Source organism: Paenibacillus sp. BJ-4 (assembly GCF_020404765.1).
Lineage (GTDB): Bacteria > Bacillota > Bacilli > Paenibacillales > Paenibacillaceae > Paenibacillus.
In genome coordinates this window covers 1-20,083 of sequence record NZ_JAIVEM010000044.1, presented here as the reverse complement: position 1 = coordinate 20,083, position 20,083 = coordinate 1, and the positions used below count along the sequence as shown (strand labels likewise).

At 48.1% G+C, this 20,083-nt stretch carries 15 protein-coding genes; 12 read left to right on the top strand and 3 right to left on the bottom strand.

Annotated features, from left to right (window positions below):
* Nucleotides 1–17: 17 nt before the first annotated feature.
* On the bottom strand, nt 18–4,301 hold the full coding sequence (locus LCF57_RS08520) for a S8 family serine peptidase (protein ID WP_226000303.1): 4,284 nt from the start codon (nt 4,299–4,301) through the stop codon (nt 18–20).
* A 362-nt stretch (nt 4,302–4,663) separates the two neighbouring features.
* Between LCF57_RS08520 and LCF57_RS08515 the strand changes: the two genes are divergently transcribed.
* Entirely contained in the window at nt 4,664–5,599 is a 936-nt protein-coding gene (locus LCF57_RS08515; RefSeq protein ID WP_269320826.1) for a manganese-dependent inorganic pyrophosphatase, read from the top strand.
* A 130-nt stretch (nt 5,600–5,729) separates the two neighbouring features.
* Here LCF57_RS08515 and LCF57_RS08510 read toward each other — a convergent pair whose 3' ends face one another.
* Nucleotides 5,730–6,272: a MarR family winged helix-turn-helix transcriptional regulator gene (locus tag LCF57_RS08510; RefSeq protein ID WP_226000302.1), complete on the bottom strand. Its 543-nt coding sequence runs from the start codon at nt 6,270–6,272 to the stop codon at nt 5,730–5,732.
* A 111-nt stretch (nt 6,273–6,383) separates the two neighbouring features.
* The gene (locus LCF57_RS08505; RefSeq protein WP_226000301.1) at nt 6,384–7,346 is read right to left on the bottom strand and encodes an RNA ligase family protein; all 963 of its coding nucleotides are present in this window, start codon (nt 7,344–7,346) and stop codon (nt 6,384–6,386) included.
* Between the two features lie 149 nt (nt 7,347–7,495).
* Here LCF57_RS08505 and LCF57_RS08500 point away from each other — a divergent pair, with 149 nt between their 5' ends.
* From LCF57_RS08500 to LCF57_RS08450, 11 genes are all read left to right on the top strand, one after another.
* Nucleotides 7,496–7,771, top strand: coding sequence for a GNAT family N-acetyltransferase (locus LCF57_RS08500; RefSeq protein WP_226000300.1), 276 nt, complete (start codon nt 7,496–7,498; stop codon nt 7,769–7,771).
* A 309-nt stretch (nt 7,772–8,080) separates the two neighbouring features.
* Nucleotides 8,081–8,644 (top strand): DUF420 domain-containing protein, encoded by a 564-nt coding sequence (locus tag LCF57_RS08495; RefSeq protein ID WP_226000299.1) that lies wholly within the window; start codon nt 8,081–8,083, stop codon nt 8,642–8,644.
* A 193-nt stretch (nt 8,645–8,837) separates the two neighbouring features.
* Nucleotides 8,838–10,112: an ABC transporter substrate-binding protein gene (locus LCF57_RS08490; protein ID WP_226000298.1), complete on the top strand. Its 1,275-nt coding sequence runs from the start codon at nt 8,838–8,840 to the stop codon at nt 10,110–10,112.
* A gap of 64 nt (nt 10,113–10,176) precedes the next feature.
* Entirely contained in the window at nt 10,177–11,058 is an 882-nt protein-coding gene (locus LCF57_RS08485; RefSeq protein ID WP_226000297.1) for a carbohydrate ABC transporter permease, read from the top strand.
* Complete coding sequence (locus LCF57_RS08480; protein ID WP_226000296.1) at nt 11,058–11,948, top strand: carbohydrate ABC transporter permease; 891 nt, start codon at nt 11,058–11,060, stop codon at nt 11,946–11,948. Before LCF57_RS08485 ends, LCF57_RS08480 begins: the two co-directional genes overlap by 1 nt.
* A 52-nt stretch (nt 11,949–12,000) precedes the next feature.
* Entirely contained in the window at nt 12,001–13,827 is a 1,827-nt protein-coding gene (locus LCF57_RS08475; RefSeq protein ID WP_226000295.1) for a protein O-GlcNAcase, read from the top strand.
* Between the two features lie 94 nt (nt 13,828–13,921).
* Nucleotides 13,922–15,463: a DUF4127 family protein gene (locus tag LCF57_RS08470; RefSeq protein ID WP_226000294.1), complete on the top strand. Its 1,542-nt coding sequence runs from the start codon at nt 13,922–13,924 to the stop codon at nt 15,461–15,463.
* Nucleotides 15,464–15,467: 4 nt separating this feature from the next.
* Nucleotides 15,468–16,187: an N-acetylmannosamine-6-phosphate 2-epimerase gene (locus LCF57_RS08465; protein WP_226000293.1), complete on the top strand. Its 720-nt coding sequence runs from the start codon at nt 15,468–15,470 to the stop codon at nt 16,185–16,187.
* Nucleotides 16,165–17,004 carry a MurR/RpiR family transcriptional regulator gene (locus LCF57_RS08460; protein ID WP_318840640.1) on the top strand — a complete coding sequence of 280 codons (840 nt, stop codon included), beginning with the start codon at nt 16,165–16,167 and terminating at the stop codon, nt 17,002–17,004. Before LCF57_RS08465 ends, LCF57_RS08460 begins: the two co-directional genes overlap by 23 nt.
* Before the next feature lie 230 nt (nt 17,005–17,234).
* Nucleotides 17,235–18,164, top strand: coding sequence for an ROK family protein (locus LCF57_RS08455; protein ID WP_226000291.1), 930 nt, complete (start codon nt 17,235–17,237; stop codon nt 18,162–18,164).
* A 25-nt stretch (nt 18,165–18,189) separates the two neighbouring features.
* Nucleotides 18,190–19,800 carry an FAD-dependent oxidoreductase gene (locus LCF57_RS08450; protein WP_226000290.1) on the top strand — a complete coding sequence of 537 codons (1,611 nt, stop codon included), beginning with the start codon at nt 18,190–18,192 and terminating at the stop codon, nt 19,798–19,800.
* Nucleotides 19,801–20,083 lie beyond the last annotated feature (283 nt).

Below are 20,083 nucleotides of genomic sequence, written 5' to 3'. Positions count from 1 at the left end.
GGGAGGCTTTTGAGTTGTTAGTTAATCAGTGCAGCTTTTTGTAAAAGCACATGCAGCACTTTGGCGGATGCCTCGCGTGTTGTAGGTGCATTCGGCTTAAAGTAGGAGGAGCTTTGAATCGTTTCTCCATTGATAATACCTGCTGCACTCACTTTTTCAATGCTGTCCTTGGCATAGCCTGCAAAGGATGAAGCATCATGATACGGTGTGCGTGTAGGGCCATCGACAGCTGCCTTAATTTGAAGCAGGTCTACAGCTTTACCCAGTATAACAGCAATTTCCTGACGGCTGATATGAGCGTTCGGATCAAACTTGTCGCTGTTGCGGCCTGTAATCAATCCGGCTTCATAAGCAGCTGCCACATCACCGGTATACCAGCTGCCTGCAGGAATATCACTGAATGGTGCAGCCGTACCTGGTGTCAGGCCAAGCGCCCGGGTTACCAGAGCCGCAAATTCTGCACGTGTCACGTTCTTCTTCGGTGAGAAGGTTGTGTCGGTTGTGCCGTTAATCAGCAGCTTATTCGCTAATGATTGAATTTCGGATTGGGCATACGACGTTGAAATGTCTTCGAAGCTAACCGGACGCGTTGCTGCCGCATACGTCGAGAAGCCCGGACGGCTTACCTTGACAACGGTAGATCCATCTGCCTGCTTGGTAAAGACGGATGGAACCGGATAGACATTTCCGTTCGCCGTATAGAGTACACCAGCTGTATTCGAATCAATTTGTCCAGGGACGGTAAAAGAGCGGGTGATAAACTGTCCTGGAGCAACTTTGAGTGGTTGACTCTTGCCGCCAGTGACAACGTTAGCTTCGAACCCTACTGGTGTACCGATCACAGCTGAGCCTTTGAGTTTGCCTGTAAACGTACTGCTATCTTGCGACTGGCTGCTGATGACCACTTCAATGCCTGCACCTGCAGGAGCATTTTTCAGAGCGGATATTGGCAAAGCCAGGGAAGAACCTGTATTGCTCACAATCAGGCTGCTTCCTGCTGGAGCCTTGCCCAGCGTTGCCAGCTGAGCGGAAGTGAGCGCTGCTTTGGTTGTTTGGCCTGCTTGGCTAGCTGCCGACAGGACAATAGCTGTTGGGCTGGAGCCTGCTGCCGTTACAGCAGCTTGTAAGTCTGCATCGGCTACTGTCAGCGACTGTACATTATTGTTGACCGCAACGGCTGTAGTGACAGCTTTCACAGCCTGTCCTTGCTTCACTACGGTTTGAAGTGAAGGTGCAGTGGTAGAGACAGGAGTGGATATGTTGGTTGCTGCAGAAGGCGTTGTATTGCTTCTGCCGCCACCGCCTCCACCTCCGCCGCCACTACTGCCGGGTGCGGCACTATTATCCACACGAATAGCTTTATTGGCGGTGAAGAATTTAGGGCCGTCAGTATCGCGTTCGACCTCGCCTTTTGCATTCAACTCTGGAGCACTAACTTCCAGCTTGTATACGCCGTCTTTCAAATGTTGAATTACGGGTTGACCGTTGGCATCCAGAACAGGCTTTCCATTGTCATCTAATTCAACGTAACTTCCATCGATATTATTGAAGGAGTAGGAGCCTTGTTTGAGGCGTGCATTCGTTCCTTGTTCCTCGGAAGTTGTAATCCCATTGATCAGACCGATTAACTTATCATCTACGCCGTATACATAGAGCGCAATTTGGTTAGTCGCATCCGTAGTCAGGCGGAAAGTAAGATTTGTTGAGCGTTGAACGCCTGTACGACTCGGATAAATAATCGGGTTGGTGACACTCAGATCCTGCACCCCAAAGCCTGTTGTTGGATTTTCTTTGCCGACATGAACGACGAATGGCAGGTGAAGAGTTGGTAATCCAGCACTTTTCAGAATAACTTCCCCTTCATATACTCCTGTGGCTGCACTCGAATTGGGTTGTACAGACAGGAAGAACGGCTGGGATTTACCCGGCTCTGCCGAGATTGCCCCATTTGCACCGACACCCTGCAGTTGAACGGCAATATTGCTTACGTCAGGTGTAGCAATCGGCTTTGTAGGATCAGAGGTTACATTATCATGCAAAATATAGCTGGCTTCGTACTGCACAGAGCTACCGGATAAGTTTTTGAGCTGAAGCTGAATTTGCTTCGCATCACTACCAGGCCGCATCACTCCGAAGCTGGCAGAAGGATTGTAATTTACGACCTCTTGACGATTAAAGTTTTTGTCGAGAATCGTTATCTTTTCAACGGTTTCCAGCAGGGCTGGTGTCTGAATCGCGTTAGCGATGTTTACAAGACCTGCACCCTGAGAATACACATCATATTGGATTTTATCCTCATCAAAGAGTGTAACCGAAGTGTTGGCGAGAGCAGCGCGAATATCGAACGGTGTCCAGCTTGGATGCTGCTGCTTCAGCAGCACAGCAAGTCCAGCCACATGTGGAGAGGCCATACTGGTTCCGTTACTGCGTTTGTAAGCATACTGATAGGATGCATCTGGATAGAACTTGGCGAAAGCAGGATAGGTTGACAAAATGCCGACTCCCGGTGCGCTTACATCCGGCTTGATGCTGAGCAGCTCATCTCCGTTGGGTCCGCGGGAGCTGAATCCGGCCATGGTATTGCCTGCATTATCTGTGCGAAGATAATCGGCTCCAAAAGTAATAAAGAATTTTTGTTTGTTGTTTTGGCTTTCAATGATTTGTCTTGCCAGTGCCCGGCCTTCCTTTCCTGACATGTCAAAGGTAGGAATATAATCCACACCGTCACCTTGATTTGAATTAATATAACCGTCGTAACCTGGGATAGTATCATTTAGATTAGCTTGGGTGCTGTCATCAGATTTTGCTTGACCATTAAAAATAATAATAGCTTTCGCACCATTTTGTTGCGCGTTCGCGATTTTGTCTATGAAGCCCAAGACGCCACGTGAAACGATTACAACTTTACCTTTTACATCTTTAGAATTGAAATCGTCCGGATATCCCAAATTAGCATATACTAATTCCAATGGTTCTGTTCCTAAAATGGAAGCAAAATCCTCATGAAACGTTTGCCAACTCATCGTGTTAAGACTGTAATAGGTATCTGATGTAACTGTCACCGGCTTTCCATCATTTCCATAGGTAGCAAAATTAACCGATGCTCTATTAGAGTAGCTATGACTCGGTGAAGTTGCCGCACCGACGGAAATTGCCAGCTGGGATGTTGCGGGGGAACCCATCGAATAGAAATATGGGCCGTCCTGTGCAGCATTACCATTTGCGATAACCGCAACTACGCCGGAAAGCACGGCATTATTGATGGCAATGGAGTCCGGTGAGTTCGGGTCCTTTTCGGAATCGGAGCCGAGCGACAGGTTAATAACGTTCATGCCGTCTTTGACAGCGCGCTCAATACCGTCAATCACTTGCGCGGAGGAACCGGAGGAACGACCCGTCTTGGCATTGCGTCCAAGCACTTTATAAACGTATAAGTCCGATTTATAAGCAATACCTTTTTGCACAATTTCCGAGGATTTATTCGCTGCTTGACCGGCAATCGTACCGGAGACGTGAGTACCGTGTGTTGTTCCGCTAAAACCCGTGCCATACGGATCATTTTCTTTATCGAGTAACGGTTCCTCGTAAGGATCGTTATCCTGTTCAAAAGAGTCATATCCACCCTTGTAAGCCGCTTTCAAATCAGGATGCTCATAATCGATACCGGTATCGATAACTCCAACCTTGATTCCTTCACCTGTTAAACCTTTTGCCCAGGCTTCGGGAACACCAATTTGATCCAAGGGTGCATTGTCATAGGTTGCTTCACTGGCTGTAAGTGTTGGTGGGTCCTGTACGGGGATAGAATAATATGTTTTGTTTTCGTGAATGGATTTTACGCCTGGCAGTTTAGCCAGTTCTGGAATTTTATTGGCTGGCAGTGTGACCTCCAAACCGTTAAGCACTGTGTTGTATTGGTAATTCACCTCAAGAGAAATACCGTGTTCTGCGGCTTTATCCACGAACGTTGATTGCTCCGTGGCGATGGCGGATTCCGCTTTTTGCTCAGATTGAGCAGTGAAAGCTTGGGTACCTGACCGTGCCTCATATTTGTCCACGGCTAGAGGTTCACCATCCAACTGTACGATGACTCTGACCTGGCGGGAAGAATCCGTGCTTAGCTCTGGCGAGATGAAGGCCGGAGCCGCCTCGACCGTCAATGCTTCCTGAGCTTTCAAAAACGAACTGATTGACAGGTCTGCGGTAGCAGCAGAGCTGATGGACGGCAGAGATAAGCTTACCGTCAAGGTAAGAGCGAGTGATACGACAGGTATTTTTTTCAAAATGCTCGGCTTTTTCAAAGATTTCCCTCTTTTCAATCAAAATATGATATGTCTACATACTAGGATTTGAAGCCACTGCCGCTGTTCTCACGCCTCCCTTAATAGCTAAATTAATAGAATTGACCACTGGTGACTAACTTGCCAGTTTTGAGGCATATCTTACCATATTGGTGGGATATATTACTATATGTTTTTTATATTTTTAGAAAAAATAAGGGTAACTTCACGTATATATTCCATGGAAATGTTATGAATTTACTAGATTATTTTTGAAATCTTTGAAAGGGGAATGGGAGAATGCGAGATTTAATGATATAATCTGCATTGGAATTGTTGAGATTTCAAAATGATGTAGAATGCTTAATGCAAAGGAGTCGATTATGTTGGCAAAAACTTTGATTTTCGGGCATAAAAATCCGGACACGGATACTATTTGCTCAGCTATTGCTTATGCAGATTTGAAAACCAAACTGGGCGCGGACGTAGAACCGGTTCGTCTGGGTGAGGTTAACGGGGAAACGCAGTATGCGCTGGATTATTTTAAAGTGAGCGCACCACGCCTGGTTGAGCAGGTTGCTGTGGAAACGGACAGCGTCATTCTGGTCGATCATAATGAACGCCAGCAAAGCGCTGTTGATATTGACAAAGTAACGGTAACTGAAGTCATCGACCATCACCGGATCGCTAACTTTGAAACAAGCCAGCCGTTATACTTCCGTGCTGAACCTGTGGGCTGCACAGCTACCATTTTGAACAAGCTTTACAAGGAAAATGGTATTGCGGTTCCAAAAGAAATCGCAGGTTTAATGTTGTCTGCGATCATTTCGGATTCCCTGCTGTTTAAATCCCCAACCTGCACGGATCAAGACGTTGCTGCTGCACGTGAACTGGCTGAAATTGCTGGTGTAGATGCAGATCGTTACGGTTTTGACTTGCTTAAAGCGGGTGCTGATTTGAGCGGTCACACGATTGAGCAGCTGGTAAGCCTGGATGCCAAGGAATTCCAGATGAACGGTCGCAAAGTGGAAATTGCTCAAGTGAATGCGGTAGACGTGAACGACGTGTTATCTCGTCAAGCTGAACTGGAAGCTGCCTTGTCCCAAACGATTGAAGCCAAAAACTTGGATTTGTTCCTGTTCGTCGTAACGGACATTGTAAATAGTGATTCCATTGGTATTGCGCTGGGAAGCCAGGCACAAGCGGTTGAAAAAGCCTATAATGTGCAGTTGGACGACAACAAAGCCGTTCTGAAAGGCGTCGTATCCCGTAAATCGCAAATCGTCCCTGTATTGACAGACGCTTTTAACAGTCTGTAAATTTCATAGATCGGGATGGCAAGCTACACGCGACTATCAAGCTTACAATGCGTGTTAGCTGCCATTATGAAAATAAGCCTCTTGAACCCAACTGCATCAAAGCAGGTGGAAGCAGAGGCTTATTTTTTTCTTAGTCTTCACACCATTTGTCTCCCGTCATTTTGGGGTCTGCTAGACCGTAACCTTTAACATCTTCAAAGGCCGAACGTACATGTGATAAATAGGTTTGAAACTGGTTAATTTCCGATTCACTGAAGTCTGACATCAGACGTGAAGCTAGTCCTATGAAAAAGGGGTCCATTTGTTTGATTTTTCCTCTCCCTTTATCGTTCAGGGAAACAAATACGCTTCGTTTGTCATTGGGATCATCGTACTTGTTAATATATCCATCTTGTTCAAGAGAAATGACCATAGAGCTGATTGCCGCCCGGCTTACACCCATCTTTTCAGCCAAACTAGAGGGAGACGACATTTCATCTCTTTGCGCAGAAAGTACACAAAGCGCGATATATTGACCGTAGGAGAGACCAAATTCACGCGAACGTTTCTCCATACTTTTACGTATTTCATATGTTATGGAAAACAAATCCACTAAAACACCAATCGGTTTATTGCCACCCGGAAACAAATTATAAGCCAGTTGCCGAATTTCGGAGTCCAAGAAAAAGAACATGCCATTCACCTCGATGTAGTTAATTAGTTAACTGTAATTTAATTAACCACTGGTTGCAATGATTTATACAAACTTTATTCTGCATTTTTTTGAAAGCGTATCTGCTAAGCATTACGTCCAAGGGCCGATGCACTGCTCAATGTTCTGATTGACAAAGGCTTGTATGGAGGGCTGGCGAAGGGTACGTCCTTCTTGCCATCGCCACTCGCTATATTGAACCTTGGCGGTATACATAGGCTGCACCCAGATTGCATCTTGATGACGGTCCGGCTTATTGACGAAAGGTTGCTCCGAAATCGTGTGCGGCATGAGGCGCTCGGTAAGCTGACGCCAATCTTCCCGAGTCAGTTTACCTGTACCTGCATGTCCGATGTATCGCAGCTTTCCTTGCTTGTCATACTGGCCCAGCAGTACGGCATTAATAACGCCTCCGTTCAGGGTATAGCCTCCGATGACGGCAATGATATCGCCATAATTTTTGACCTTGATCCAACGTCCGTCCTTCCCCCCCAATGTGTAGGGGCTGTCCAGCCTTTTACATACGATGCCTTCCATACCTTGGCTGCACATGACCTGAAATAGAGCTTGTCCGTCAGGATGAGCAGGGGCTAGTTGAATCTGTTCATTCGGTATAATGATCTGATGCAGCAGCTCAAGCCTTTCTTGCAACGGCCTGCGATGAACCCACTCCCCGTTCAGATAAACAATATCAAATAACATATAGGTGGCAGGCACAGCTTCATAGGCTGCTTGAATCCGATCCGTTCGGCGAATCAGATCTCGGCGCATAATTTCATGGAATGATGGCTTGCCATCGGCGCCGAGTGCGATCATTTCCCCATCCAATATGACCGAATCCGCCCGACAATAGGAGGAGAAGGGAGCAAGCTCCGGATATAAAAGCGTTCGTTCATGCTGTTTGCGGTTGAACAGACGCGTGCTGTCTTGGTCGTGATACGTTAAAATTCTCGTGCCGTCCCATTTTATTTCGTAACGCCAAAGATTTTTATCCGCAGGAATTTTTTCGCTTTGCTCCGGTTCAAATGGGATAACGGGCTTCAATTCCGAACGCAAATACAACACCTCCTTTTGCCTTTTTACAATACATGTAGTGTCGACGCCAGGTCGTTTTTTATGTATAAGATGTTTCGCGGGTCGTCAAATCGGGGAATGATAAGGATATCCAGCACAGGATTTTTTCAGGCAGAAAGGGGATCGGTTTCATGAGACAAATTCGCGAGGAGGACCATGCGGTAGTCATGGTGGATGATGGACAGGTGGTTGCAGAAGTAGGCTATAAATCCATAGATGACCACTCTTTGGTCATTGACCATACATTTGTATCGGAACAACTGCGAGGGCAAAAAATCGGCAAGGAGCTGATCGATAAGGTTGTGAACTTGGCGAGGGATCAGCATAAAAAGGTTGTTCCAGCTTGCTCATATGCGCTGGCCTTGTTCAAGCGCCATAAGGAATACAGTGACGTTTGGCAGCAGTAAATGCGGGATATAGGTGTTGCTCAGTCAGGTGTACAATCGTCAACACAACACCGGATAGGTAATTAGACCTTTCGGTGTTTTTTGGTGTGTATAAAGCTTGAAAATGAATGCATTCTAGCGTTCATGTATGGTGATAAAAGGTTATCCTAAGATGATGAAGCACATTTTCAGACGGATCGCTGTGAAATTGTTCATACTGTTGTCACTTCACAGGCTGTCCTTGTGTTCTATATAATATATTATGGTTAAGACCACGACAGAAAACATAAAACACGAAAAACCTGAATTTAAACGAAGGAGACGCTTATTATGAATAAAGCGAGTGAGGACAAGCAGTACGTTCCAACAAGCAATCGTAATTTCACAGCCTTGATTATCACCGTTTCCATCATAGCCAACGTGATTATTTTACTGCTATTCTTTTCGCCGATCGGATACCAGGGTGGTGTAAGCTTCGATATTACTATTTTCCCAAGGCTAAATGCGATTTTTAACAGCTTCACCTTTATTTTTCTGGTGGCTGCGCTGATTGCTATTTTCAAAAAGAACATCAAGGTGCATAAAGCCTTTATTCTGCTGGCCTTTGCCAGTACCGTTTTATTTTTATTCTCCTACCTGACCTTCCACTACATTTCGCCGGAAACTGCAAAATATGGTGGGGTAGGCATTCTTCGTCCGATATACTTTACGCTGCTGATTTCCCATAGCATCCTGGCTGCGATTATCGTACCGCTGGCACTATTCACAGTTGTTTGGGGATGGACCATGCAGGTGGCAAAACACCGCAAAATCGCGCGCTGGACCATGCCGATTTGGCTGTATGTAAGTTTGACCGGGGTGCTCGTGTACGTATTCATGGCTCCGTACTATTAATAGTTGCACCCTGAGTAAACCCTCTGTAAATTCAATGAAGGAAAAAAGACGTCTCTGCTCAAAGAGGCGTCTTTTTATGTCTATAAAAGAAAAATTATTCCTTCTAAATTTATTTTATTGAAAAAACGTTCCTTCTCTACCGGTATTTCTGTTATAATTTACCTTAATCAACTAAGAACAAGGGGGTCACCATGTGACAAAAAAAGCGAAAGGCAGGTTGCGGTTGCTTGTATCTATGCTGGCACTGGTTGTACTGCTTAGCAGCTGCGGTGGCGGAAGCTCAAAACCGGGAGACGTTAACGGTGAGAAAGTGACACTGCAATTTTGGACGATTGCACTACAACCTACATTTACTCCGTATTTCAATCGAGTGATTGCTGATTATGAGCAGAAGAACCCCAATGTCAAAATTGACTGGAAGGACTACCCTTACGATGCGGTAACCAACAAGCTGTTGACGAGTATTGCTAGTGGCAGCAGTCCGGATGTGGTCAATCTCAATACGGAATTTGCCAGCCAAATGGGCTCCAAGGGTGCTGTTGTTGATATGAATGAGTATTTATCCCCGGAGGAGAAGGCAGCTTATTTCGAAGGTATCTATAATTCCACAGTTATTAACGGAAAGGCTTACGCGTTACCTTGGTATACGGGCACGGAAGTGCTTTACATGAATACGAAGCTGGTGAAGGCTGCCGGATTAAACCCTGCCCATCCGCCCAAAACGCGGGAAGAGCTGTCGGAATGGGGCCGCCAAATCAATAGAAAAATCGGTAAAGCCGGGTATGCGCAGCAGCTTGTATCCAAGCTTTTTGCCATAGATGGCATTCCGATTTTGAATAAAGAAAAGACAGCAGCGGCGTTCAATACACCGGAAGCAGTCACTATGCTTGAAAACCTAAAAAAACAGATGGAAGATGGTGTCGTTCTTAAAGAAGACGCTGATTTTTCGCAGCAAGTAAAATATTATGCCGGAGAGCAGGTTGCTTTCGAGCTGGCAGGCCCAACGTTTATCAATTTTATCAAAACGGCAGCACCGGACGTGTATAAGAATACGATCGCTGTTCCTGTACCTACAGGTAAAGCTGACGTGCGGTTGTCCAATTCCATGGATTTGGTTGTACCGACCAAGTCTGCGCATGTAAAAGAAGCGGTGAAGTTTGCTGTTTTCCTGACGAATGCAGAGAGCCAGACGGCGTTTTCCAAAGAGGCTAATACGCTGCCTTCCACGAAGGACTCCATTAAAGATCCGTACTTCACACAGTCAGATCAATCACTGGAGGCACAAGCAAAAGTGGTATCCGCACAAAGCCTGGATAAGGCGACTGATTACATGGTCGGTGTGCCTAATGCCAAGGACGTGAACAGTGCGATTACACGTGCTTTTCAAAATATTTTATTAAACGGAACGGATACCAAGCAGACGCTTGCTGCTTTGGAGAAGGAAGTGAATGACATATTAAAGCAATAGGTTCAGCAGGGGAGTGAAGTGAATGCTCCCCTGTTCATTTATCAAAATCGGGTGGTGATGCAGCATGATCAAATGGTTGAGGTCGGAATCCTTTACGGCCTGGGCCTTTATGACGCCGGGACTGTTGTTGCTTGCCGTCTTTGTATTTTGGCCTATTATTTACAGCATTCCGCTGGCCTTGACGGACTACTCGGTCATATCGGATACCCATTATGTAGGTCTCGCTAATTTCGAGGCAGCATTTAAGGACCGCAACTTTCTCATTTCGATCTGGAACTCATTAGTGTATGTGCTCATTGTTCCCTTTCTTCAGATTTTCTCCATCCTGATGGCCGTGCTGGTGAATAGCCGTATACCGGCCATTAAAATATTTCGAACGACCTATTACATTCCTGTCGTAACTTCCATGGTAGCCGTAGCCTTAATTTGGAGCTGGCTGCTGGGCAATAACAGCGTTGTGAACTATTTGCTCATGAAGGTCGGCTTAATCAGCAGGGAGATACACTGGTTATCGGACAGTAATTTAGCCTTGTATGTACTTATGTTCATCACGATGTGGAAGGGTCTCGGGTATTATATGATGCTCTATCTGGCAGGCTTACAGAACATTCCACAAGACCTGTACGAAGCCGCCAGAGTAGACGGAGCAAGCCGCTGGCGGCTGATCGTTCATATAACCCTCCCGTTATTAAGACCCTACATCCTGTTCTGCACACTCATTTCGCTCATGGCAGCTATTCGTGTATTCGACGAGGTGTATGTGCTAACCAAGGGTGGACCGGGAACGGCCACGTTGACTTCCAGCTTGTATATTTTCCAAAAAGGGATGGAGCAGTTCAACTTTGGTTATGCCTCAGCGCTTGGCTTAATTGTCGGCGCAGTGATTGCGGTGCTCAGTATTATCGTATTCCGATTCAATAGGAAAGGTGGTGTCAATCCCTATTGATGAGTCTACAGAATGACAAGAAGCTACACTCACCCCTTCCGAAAAACAAAAACAGCCGGATCAAGCGCAGCTTGGGGCGAATTGTAAGAATGACGGTGATCTATGCACTGCTGGTGCTGCTCGCTCTATTTTTAATGGGACCGTTCCTATGGCTGCTCAGCGTATCGCTCATGCCGGGTCGCAACATTTTCTCATCGCCCCCCGCCATTTTCCCGACCTTTATTGATTTTGATAATTATGTTCAGGTATGGCAGTTTATGAATTTTCCGAAGTATATGCTGAATACCGTGATTATTACGGTGCTGGGCGTTGTGCTCAATGTGCTGCTCGCCAGTTTGACGGGATATCCCTTGGCTGTATTTCGTTTTAAGGGTAAAAACCTGGTGTTTACGCTGCTGATTGCTACAATGATTATTCCTTCGTATACCGCATTTATTGTGCATTATCTGACCATTCAAGAGCTTCATCTCGGCAACACCTATTTGGGTGTAGTACTGCCTGGAGCGGTCTCTGTGTTCAACATTTTTTTGATGCGCCAGACGTTTATTCATATTCCTACCGATGTGCGTGATTCCGGCAAAATGGATGGCGCTTCGGAGTTTCGAATTTGGTGGCAGCTGGTGCTTCCGCTGGTGAAGCCGGCGCTCGCCGTGATTTCTTTGCTGGAGGCCATGTCGTTCTGGAATAGCTTCCTGTGGCCTATCGTTATTTTGAACGATACGGAGCTATACCCGCTAGCGGCTGCGCTCACCTATCTCAATGGTCAATTTGCCTATAACTTCGGCTGGATAGCAGCAGGGACGATGATTTCAGTGCTGCCGATCATTATCTTGTTCCTGTTTACACAGCGCTACTATATGGAAGGTCTGGCAGGAGCGGTGAAAGGCTAGGCTGGATATTTCGGCTATGGATAGCCCGTGAATGGAAGGAGAGGCGATTGCAATGGAACAGTCAAAGCAAGTGCGACCTAATTCACATGAGGGGTTTACACCTCAGGAGATTCAATATTATTTTCGTGATGCGTATGACAGCGGAGAAAAGCTGGTTGTACCTGAACCACGTCTGGTCTGTGAGCTGTCCTCCCGCTTTGCGATGAATCAGGAGTATGAAGGTGTGCTGGACGCCGAGGGACCGATCAAGCTGATTTTACCTCCGGGACCGGGTGTGCCGACCGAAACACGAGGCAGCGTGCAACTGGTACTGGAGTATGATGGGGCGCTCGTGGCAGACGGATATCGACTGGAGATTCAGAAGGAGGGCCGGATTGAAATCCATGCTTCCAATAAAAGAGGACTTAAATACGGCATGGATGCCCTGCATCTCCTGCTCCAAGTTGATCAGGAGCGTTGTACTCTGCCGGTCGTATCTCTTCGGGATGAGCCTTCTTTTCCGGTCAGAGGGATTATTGAGGGGTTTTACGGAAAGCCATGGAGCTTTGCAGATCGGCTGGATGCCGTCTCTTTTATGGCTGCACATCGCATGAATACGTTTATGTACGCTCCCAAAGATGATCCATATCATCGCGAGCTATGGCGGGAGCCGTACCCTGAGCATACATTTGCGCAAATTCGCGAATTAAAGGAAGCCTGCGACCGGAATGAGGTTGATTTTCATTACTGTATCAGTCCAGGGAATGATCTGAGCTTCGGCAGTGATGAAGATTTTGATAGGCTGACGGAAAAGCTGGCGGCTGTGATGGCTATTGGTGTACGGCACTTTGCAGTTTTAATGGATGATATTGACTATGTGCTAAAAGGAGAAAACCGACATTTGCTGGGCCGCTCGGGTCACGCTCATGTCTTTTTGACCAACAAGGTGCATGCATGGCTGACCGAGCGATTGCCTGAGTTTACACTAGCGGTTTGTCCTTCGGAGTACTGGTCTTATTGGGATACGGAATATAAAAAGGATTTCCGTGAGCGTCTGCACCCGGAGATTAAGGTGTTTTGGACAGGGTACTTCGTTTTTGCTCCACAGATTAGTCGTGAGCATGCCGCTAAGAATCATGTTTTCTTTGGGCATGAGCTGTGGCTGTGGGATAACATCCCGGTGAATGATTGTGACCGTGATCGCTTGTTCCTCGACCCACTGCGGGGGCGGTATTCCAGGCTTCCGGACTGTGGGCATACCGGGATGGTAGCCAATCCGATGAATCAGTGGGAGTGCTCCAAAGTGACACTCATTACGATGTCCCATTACATGTGGAACAGTGAGCGGTATATGCCAGAATTCTCTTGGGCATGGGCTGCGCGTGAGTTGGCTGGGGTGCATGCGCAGGAATTTATGTTTTTCTGCCGTCAAAACAGGAACAGCCGCCTGGGCGGTATCGTGTATGAGGACGTAGATTTTGCCTTGCAAGCGCACGATATCCCTGCGCTGGATATGTACTTTGAGCGGCTGCTTCAGGCCGTGAATGTTCTGCGGAACATACCGGCCGATGATCCTGCCGCTGGGTTCGTGTCCCAGGCTGCGCCGTGGCTGGAGCGTGCCGAACTGGACGTAAGTCTGTGGCAAGTGCTGCGACAAGCCGTGCTCGTTAGCGGGCGGCGGGATGATGCCCGATCACAGGAGAGCGGCACGCAAAGCGAAGTGGCTGATCCGCAAGAGCCACCGCCGTTGAAGAATGAAATCGTAGCGGAGCTGCGAAGCCGCATTACCGCTTGCCTGGAAGCAAAGGCTCGGCTGGGAAGCAATCCGGCCATCCGTGCTGCCGAGCAGTGGGGCTACGTCGATCAGGATGAATCGGGCGAGTATCGACTAAATCTATAGACTTTGGCTGCTGGAAAGAAACCAGACAGCGTTGTTGCTCTGAAAATCATGATTGATGTGAGCATAACAGTAATTTTCAGGAGAGGTGGAGCGTGTGGTGAACCCAAACACCCGTGTGCTTTTTGTGCCGCTGGATGAACGTCCCTGTAATTATGAATTTCCTTATTTACTGGCCCAGGGCACAGACTTGCAAATGGAACGGCCTCCATTCGAATGGATGGGACAAAAGAAAACCCCTGGCGATACGGCCAGCCTATGGGCATGGCTCGAAGAACGTGCGGCTGCTGTTGATGGGGCCATTATCGCGATGGATACGTTGCTGTACGGTGGAATTGTACCTTCTCGCCTGCATGAAATGACGAGTGAGCAGGTCAGTGACAGGGTGAATCGCCTTCGTAGGCTCAAACAGCTATATCCGCAGCTGACTTTATATGCTTTTCAACTGATTATGCGTTGTCCACAATACTCTTTGGCTGATGAAGAACCGGATTACTATGCCGATTGGGGGCGTGAGATATTCAGAAAGGGCTTCATTGCGCATCGTCAGGAGCTGGGGATTGCTACCTCAGAGGAACTGCTTGAATTAGCCGACATCAACCAACGGTTGCCTGTAGAAATACTGGGAGATTATTTAGGTCGTCGTCTTGTGAATTTGGAGGCGAATGAAGCGGCACTGGAACTGGTAGCAGAGGGCGTTATTGATTTTATGATTATTCCACAGGATGATTCGGCCCCCTATGGCTATACCGCCAAGGATCAGCAGCGACTAAGAAGTCGTATTTCCGAACTCGCACTGGATTTAAACGTGTACATGTATCCAGGGGCCGATGAAGTGGGATGTACGTTGCTGGCGCGTTGGGTTAACCGAATGAATCAAGCTGTGCCGCTAGTCTATCCCCGCTTGTCCGCCTTGCAAGGGGCATTCGTTGTTCCACTTTTTGAGGATCGCTATTTTTATGAAACTTTAAAATATCAGATTTTAGCGGCCGGTGGGCTGATTGCTTCCTCAGCGGCGGAGGCTGATTTGATTTTGTTGGCTAACACGCCCGGAGACACGATGGCAGAAGCTTCATCCCAGCAACGTGCAATGGCCGGATATGATGTACATCGGAATGTAGTTGAGCTGGTCGAATACGGTGCTCACATGCTGCAATATGCAGGCAAACACATTGCCGTCGCTGATGTAGGCTATGCCAACGGCGCCGATCTCAAGCTGCTTAGACTATTGAAGCAAAAGGGACTGCTTTTTAAGCTGTCAGGTTATGCAGGCTGGAATACAAGCTCCAATACCCTCGGAACCGTCATTGCCCAGTCGATGCTGTATACGCACTATGGACCTACGGAGGAGCATCTCGATTTTCTGGCGTTGCGTTATGCCGAAGACGCCTGTTATTGCGCTGTGGTGCGCACCGCTATGAATAGCGGAGTTGTGGAGCAAATGGGCTTTACCAAGTTTATGCTCGATGGACAGAGGGGTTCGGTTGCTGCGGTTATTCGTGGGCGGCTGGAGCAGGCGCTTGAGGAGTATGTGAACGGGCCGGAGGGCCGCGTAAAAATTACAGATTGCTACATGCCGTGGAACCGCACCTTTGAAGTCGGATTGACCGTACGGCATTATGCCGAGGAGAGAGAGTGATCCCATGGAAATGGAAGCTGTATTATCGAGAGTACGGCACGGCCTGATCGTATCGTGTCAAGCGTTACCAGACGAACCACTGCATGGAGCGGATTCGATGGTCAAAATGGCGCGTGCCGCACAGCAGGGCGGGGCCGTAGCGATTCGCGCCAACGGTGCAGCGGATGTGCGTGCGATTAAACAGGCGCTTTCTTTGCCGGTCATTGGTTTGATTAAGCGCGATTATGAAGATTCCGATATTTACATTACGCCGACTCTTCGTGAGATGGAGGAGTTGGTTGAGGCGGGCGCGGATATCATCGCGCTGGATGCCACACTGCGTCCACGCCCGGGAGGGTGCAAGCTCAAGCGGCTCATAGATTATGCTCATGAGCATAGAGTAACCTCCATGGCGGATATATCGACACTGGAGGAGGCGCTTCATGCGGCTTCCCTTGGTGTAGGCTGCGTATCCACAACATTATCTGGTTATACGCCATACTCTACTCAGATAGACGGTCCAGATCTGGAACTGGTTCGGAGAGCATCGGAGCTGGTTCCCGTTCCTTTAATTGCAGAGGGGAGAATCCATGACCCGGCACAGGTAGAGGAAGCATTTCGGCTGGGTGCACATGCAGTGGTTGTAGGCTCGGCGATTACCAGACCTCAATTGATTACGCAGCGGTTTGCCGATGCCGCAAGGAAGGCAGTGAAATGCATCTATGGAGATGAACGACCGAATTAACACGTATTATCCTTCATTAACAAAATCGGAGCAAAAGGTTGCCTTGTGCGTACTGGAGCGTCCCGCAGATATTATATATTTCTCTGTAACGGAGCTGGCTGACTTTGCAGGTACAGGCGAGACGACCGTCATGCGTTTTTGCCGAAAGATTGGTTTCAAAGGCTATCAGGATTTCCGATTGTCCCTGGCGCAAAACCAAACTTATCGTAAAACCGACATAGGCGGGGAAAGCTTTGATCCGGCTAACGATCATGATATTACCCGCACAGTGTATCACAACATGCTCAATATTCTGCACTCCAGCATGGGACTCCTGGATCATTCAGAGCTTGGACGCGCGATAGCGTGTCTCGATCAGGCCGGCTATGTCCAATTTTTTGGTGTAGGCGCTTCGGGGATTTCCGCGCAGGATGCCAAAAACCGCTTCTTACGAATCGGGAGGCGCGCCGAGGCTGTGGCAGACGGTCATATCCAGTCAATGATGGCAGTGTCCATGAACCCCGGTGATGTGGCTATCGGCATCAGTGTATCGGGAAGTACGCTGGATACGAACGACATGCTGCACAAGGCCAAACAAAACGGTGCGACAGTTATTGCAATTACGAATTATGCAAAATCGCCAATCACCTCGATTGCAGATATCGTTTTATTGACTGCAGGCAAGGAAGCCCCGATGGAGGGTGGCTCAATCGGGGCTAAAATCTCACAGCTTTTCGTAATTGACCTCCTCTGTGAAGGACTTGCACGCAAACACATCAATCACACCAAACAGATGAAGGAAAAAACAGCGAGGGCGGTTATTGAGCGGAGCTATTGAGATTTTGACGTCGAGTACCGTACGCGCTCTCAGGCTCATGGCTTGGCTTTGTGCTGTTATATGAGTTGCTACTATGTATTTGCGTCGTAAATACGATTCGCTTTGTATTTCGGTTCAACACCAACGTGTGAATGAAATACAAGGCAGCTACTATTAAGAAAGTTTATGCAAGAGGATTTACGCAAAAAGTCCATGTGCTTATATTGTAGGGCAATGAGGAGGACGCTGTGTTGGCAGACGCTGTGAACAGAGTCATTGGAATTGACATTGGAGGTACATCGGTGAAAGCCGCCGTAGTAGCGCGGGATGGGTCTGTGCTTGATGAAATCCGGCTTGATACGGACGCTTCCCGTGGGCGTGAGTGGGTACTGTCACGGGTGTCCGAGTCGGTATCCGGTCTGATGCGTTCTATTGGAGACAGCAGCACGAATATTAGTATTGACGCTCTAGGGATTGCCACCGCTGGCAGAGTCAATGTGGAGAGCGGTGAAGTCGTGTATGCCACAGATAACCTGCCTGGCTGGCAAGGCACATCCTTGGTAACGTGGGCTAGAGAAAAGCTGGCAGTACGCGCTATTGCTGATAATGATGCGAACGCCGCTTTGCTTGGAGAGGCGTGGCAGGGGGCGGGGAAGGGCAAGCAGCGCTTGGCTATGCTCACCTTGGGAACAGGTGTCGGTGGTGCATTTATGGAACATGGGCTGCTGTGCAGAGGGGCTCATTGGAGCGGCGGTGATTGGGGACACAGTATTTTATTCCCGGGAGGTCTTCTCTGCAATTGCGGAAAAAAAGGCTGCGCCGAGCAGTATGTATCGGGCACCGCCCTGCTACGCCGAGGTATGGAATATACGGGCAAGCTCTATCGCTCGGGGAACGAGATCATGCAGGAGGCCGCTCACGGCAACCTGGGGGCCAGCCGGGTGCTGGACGAATACACCGCAGATTTAGCTGTGCTTTTGGCTAATATTTCGATGACGCTCGATCCTGAGGCGATTATTGTAGGCGGGGGAGTAGCAGACGCGGGAGAGGTATGGTGGCCTTTACTGGAAAAGCATTTGCACCTGCTGGGAGTTCAAACCGAAGTGAGTCGAGCGTTGCTGGGTAATCGTGCTGGAATTATGGGGGCCGCACGGCTTGCTTTTGAAATAACGGAGACTTAGCGAAAGTATGAAAGGGGAACGAACCATGACGCAAAATCGGTTTGATACCGACATCGTTGTGATTGGCGGGGGTCTGGGAGGGACATCGGCAGCACTTGCGGCAGCGAAGGCTGGTATGAGAGTCATCATGACGGAGGAGACGGATTGGTTGGGAGGACAGCTAACTTCACAGGCTGTTCCCCCGGATGAGCACCGATGGATCGAACAGTTCGGCTGTACAGCCACGTACCGTGAGTTCCGCAATCGTGTACGGGATTATTATCGTCAGAACTATCCGTTAACGGAAGAAGCTCATAATGATCCCATTCTTAATCCTGGCAACGGCTGGGTCAGTCGTCTGGCTCATGAACCACGAGTAGCTTTGCGGGTGCTTGAAGATATGCTTGCCCCCTATCTGAACACAGGGCGAGTTCGTGTATATTATCACACCGTGCCCGTTGCCGCTCAGACGGATGGGGACTGTATTGCTTCTGTAACCGTTCGTACCTCCGATAGCCCTGATCATAAGTGCGGAGTTAGCGTGCTGCGGGGAACGTTCTATCTGGATGCGACGGAGTGTGGCGATCTTCTTCCGCTGGCGGGAGTGGAGTATACGAGTGGAGCAGAGTCGCGGGAAGCGACGGGTGAGCCTCATGCACTGAAGTGTGCTGATCCTTTGGATATGCAATCTATCACACATGTGGCTGCCGTGGATTATATTCCTCAAGGAAGCTTCATTATAGAGCGGCCGCAACAATATGATTTCTGGAGAAATTATATCCCTTCCTTTTCACGGTTCCCAATTTTAAGCTGGTTCGCTACAGACGCGGATGATACCAGTAAACTAAAACAGTTCACTTTATTCCCTAACGATCAGGGCATAGTATCTTTATGGGATTATCGCCGTATTGTAGATCCCTCTATATGGAGAGAACCGTTAAATGATGGTGAGGTTACTCTTTTAAACTGGGCGCAAAATGATTATTACCTTGGTCCGTTGATCGGTGTCACCGTTCAGGAGCAGGAAAGACACCGAGAAGGAGCGCGTGAGTTGACTCGTTCATTAATCTATTGGCTTCAGACTGAGGCTCCCCGGTTAGATGGAGGATTCGGCTATCCCGGAATTCGGCCACGGGGAGATTTCCTTGGCACATCGGATGGTTTGGCTAAAACAGCTTATATTCGCGAGTCACGCCGAATTCAGGCCAAGTATACGATAACAGAGTTTGATGTAAGTCGTGAGCTGCGTGGAGAGGAGGGACCCAAGCGGTATGTAGACAGTGTAGGTGTAGGCAGTTATCATTTGGATCTTCATCCGACTACGGTATCTCAGCGGACATTTTATATCCCCAACTATCCTTATGAAATCCCGTTAGGCTCCCTTATACCGATAAGAGTACGTAATCTGCTTCCTGCCTGCAAAAATATAGGGATGACCCAAATCGCAAATGGCTGCTATCGTCTGCATCCTACAGAGTGGAACATAGGGGAATCAGCAGGAAGTCTGGCGGCTTACTGCGTCTCTAACGGAATATACCCCAATGAAGTGAGTGAATCATCAGAACATCTGGGACGGTTTCAAAATAGCCTTCTTCGCCAGGGGGGTGAGTTACATTGGCCTGCTGAGGTATTTGAACCGGAGGGAGTCACCAGCTGAAGCGAGGGGCAACTAGCCCCTTGGCTGATTTTAATGAGGCGGAGAAGGGGTATTTGGACTTGTAATAAAAAAACGAAAAAAGTGCTTGCTAACTTGCTTGGGTTTGTGATATATTATTTGAGCTGACAACAAAACAGCAATTTCAAAAGTGAAAAGCTTGGGTCGGAATGATCTTGATAAAAAAAGAAAAAAATAACCCTTGCATTTTTGAAACGAACATGATATGATCTTATAGCTGCTGAAAAACGCGGCGAAAAAGAAATGTTTGATCTTTGAAAACTGA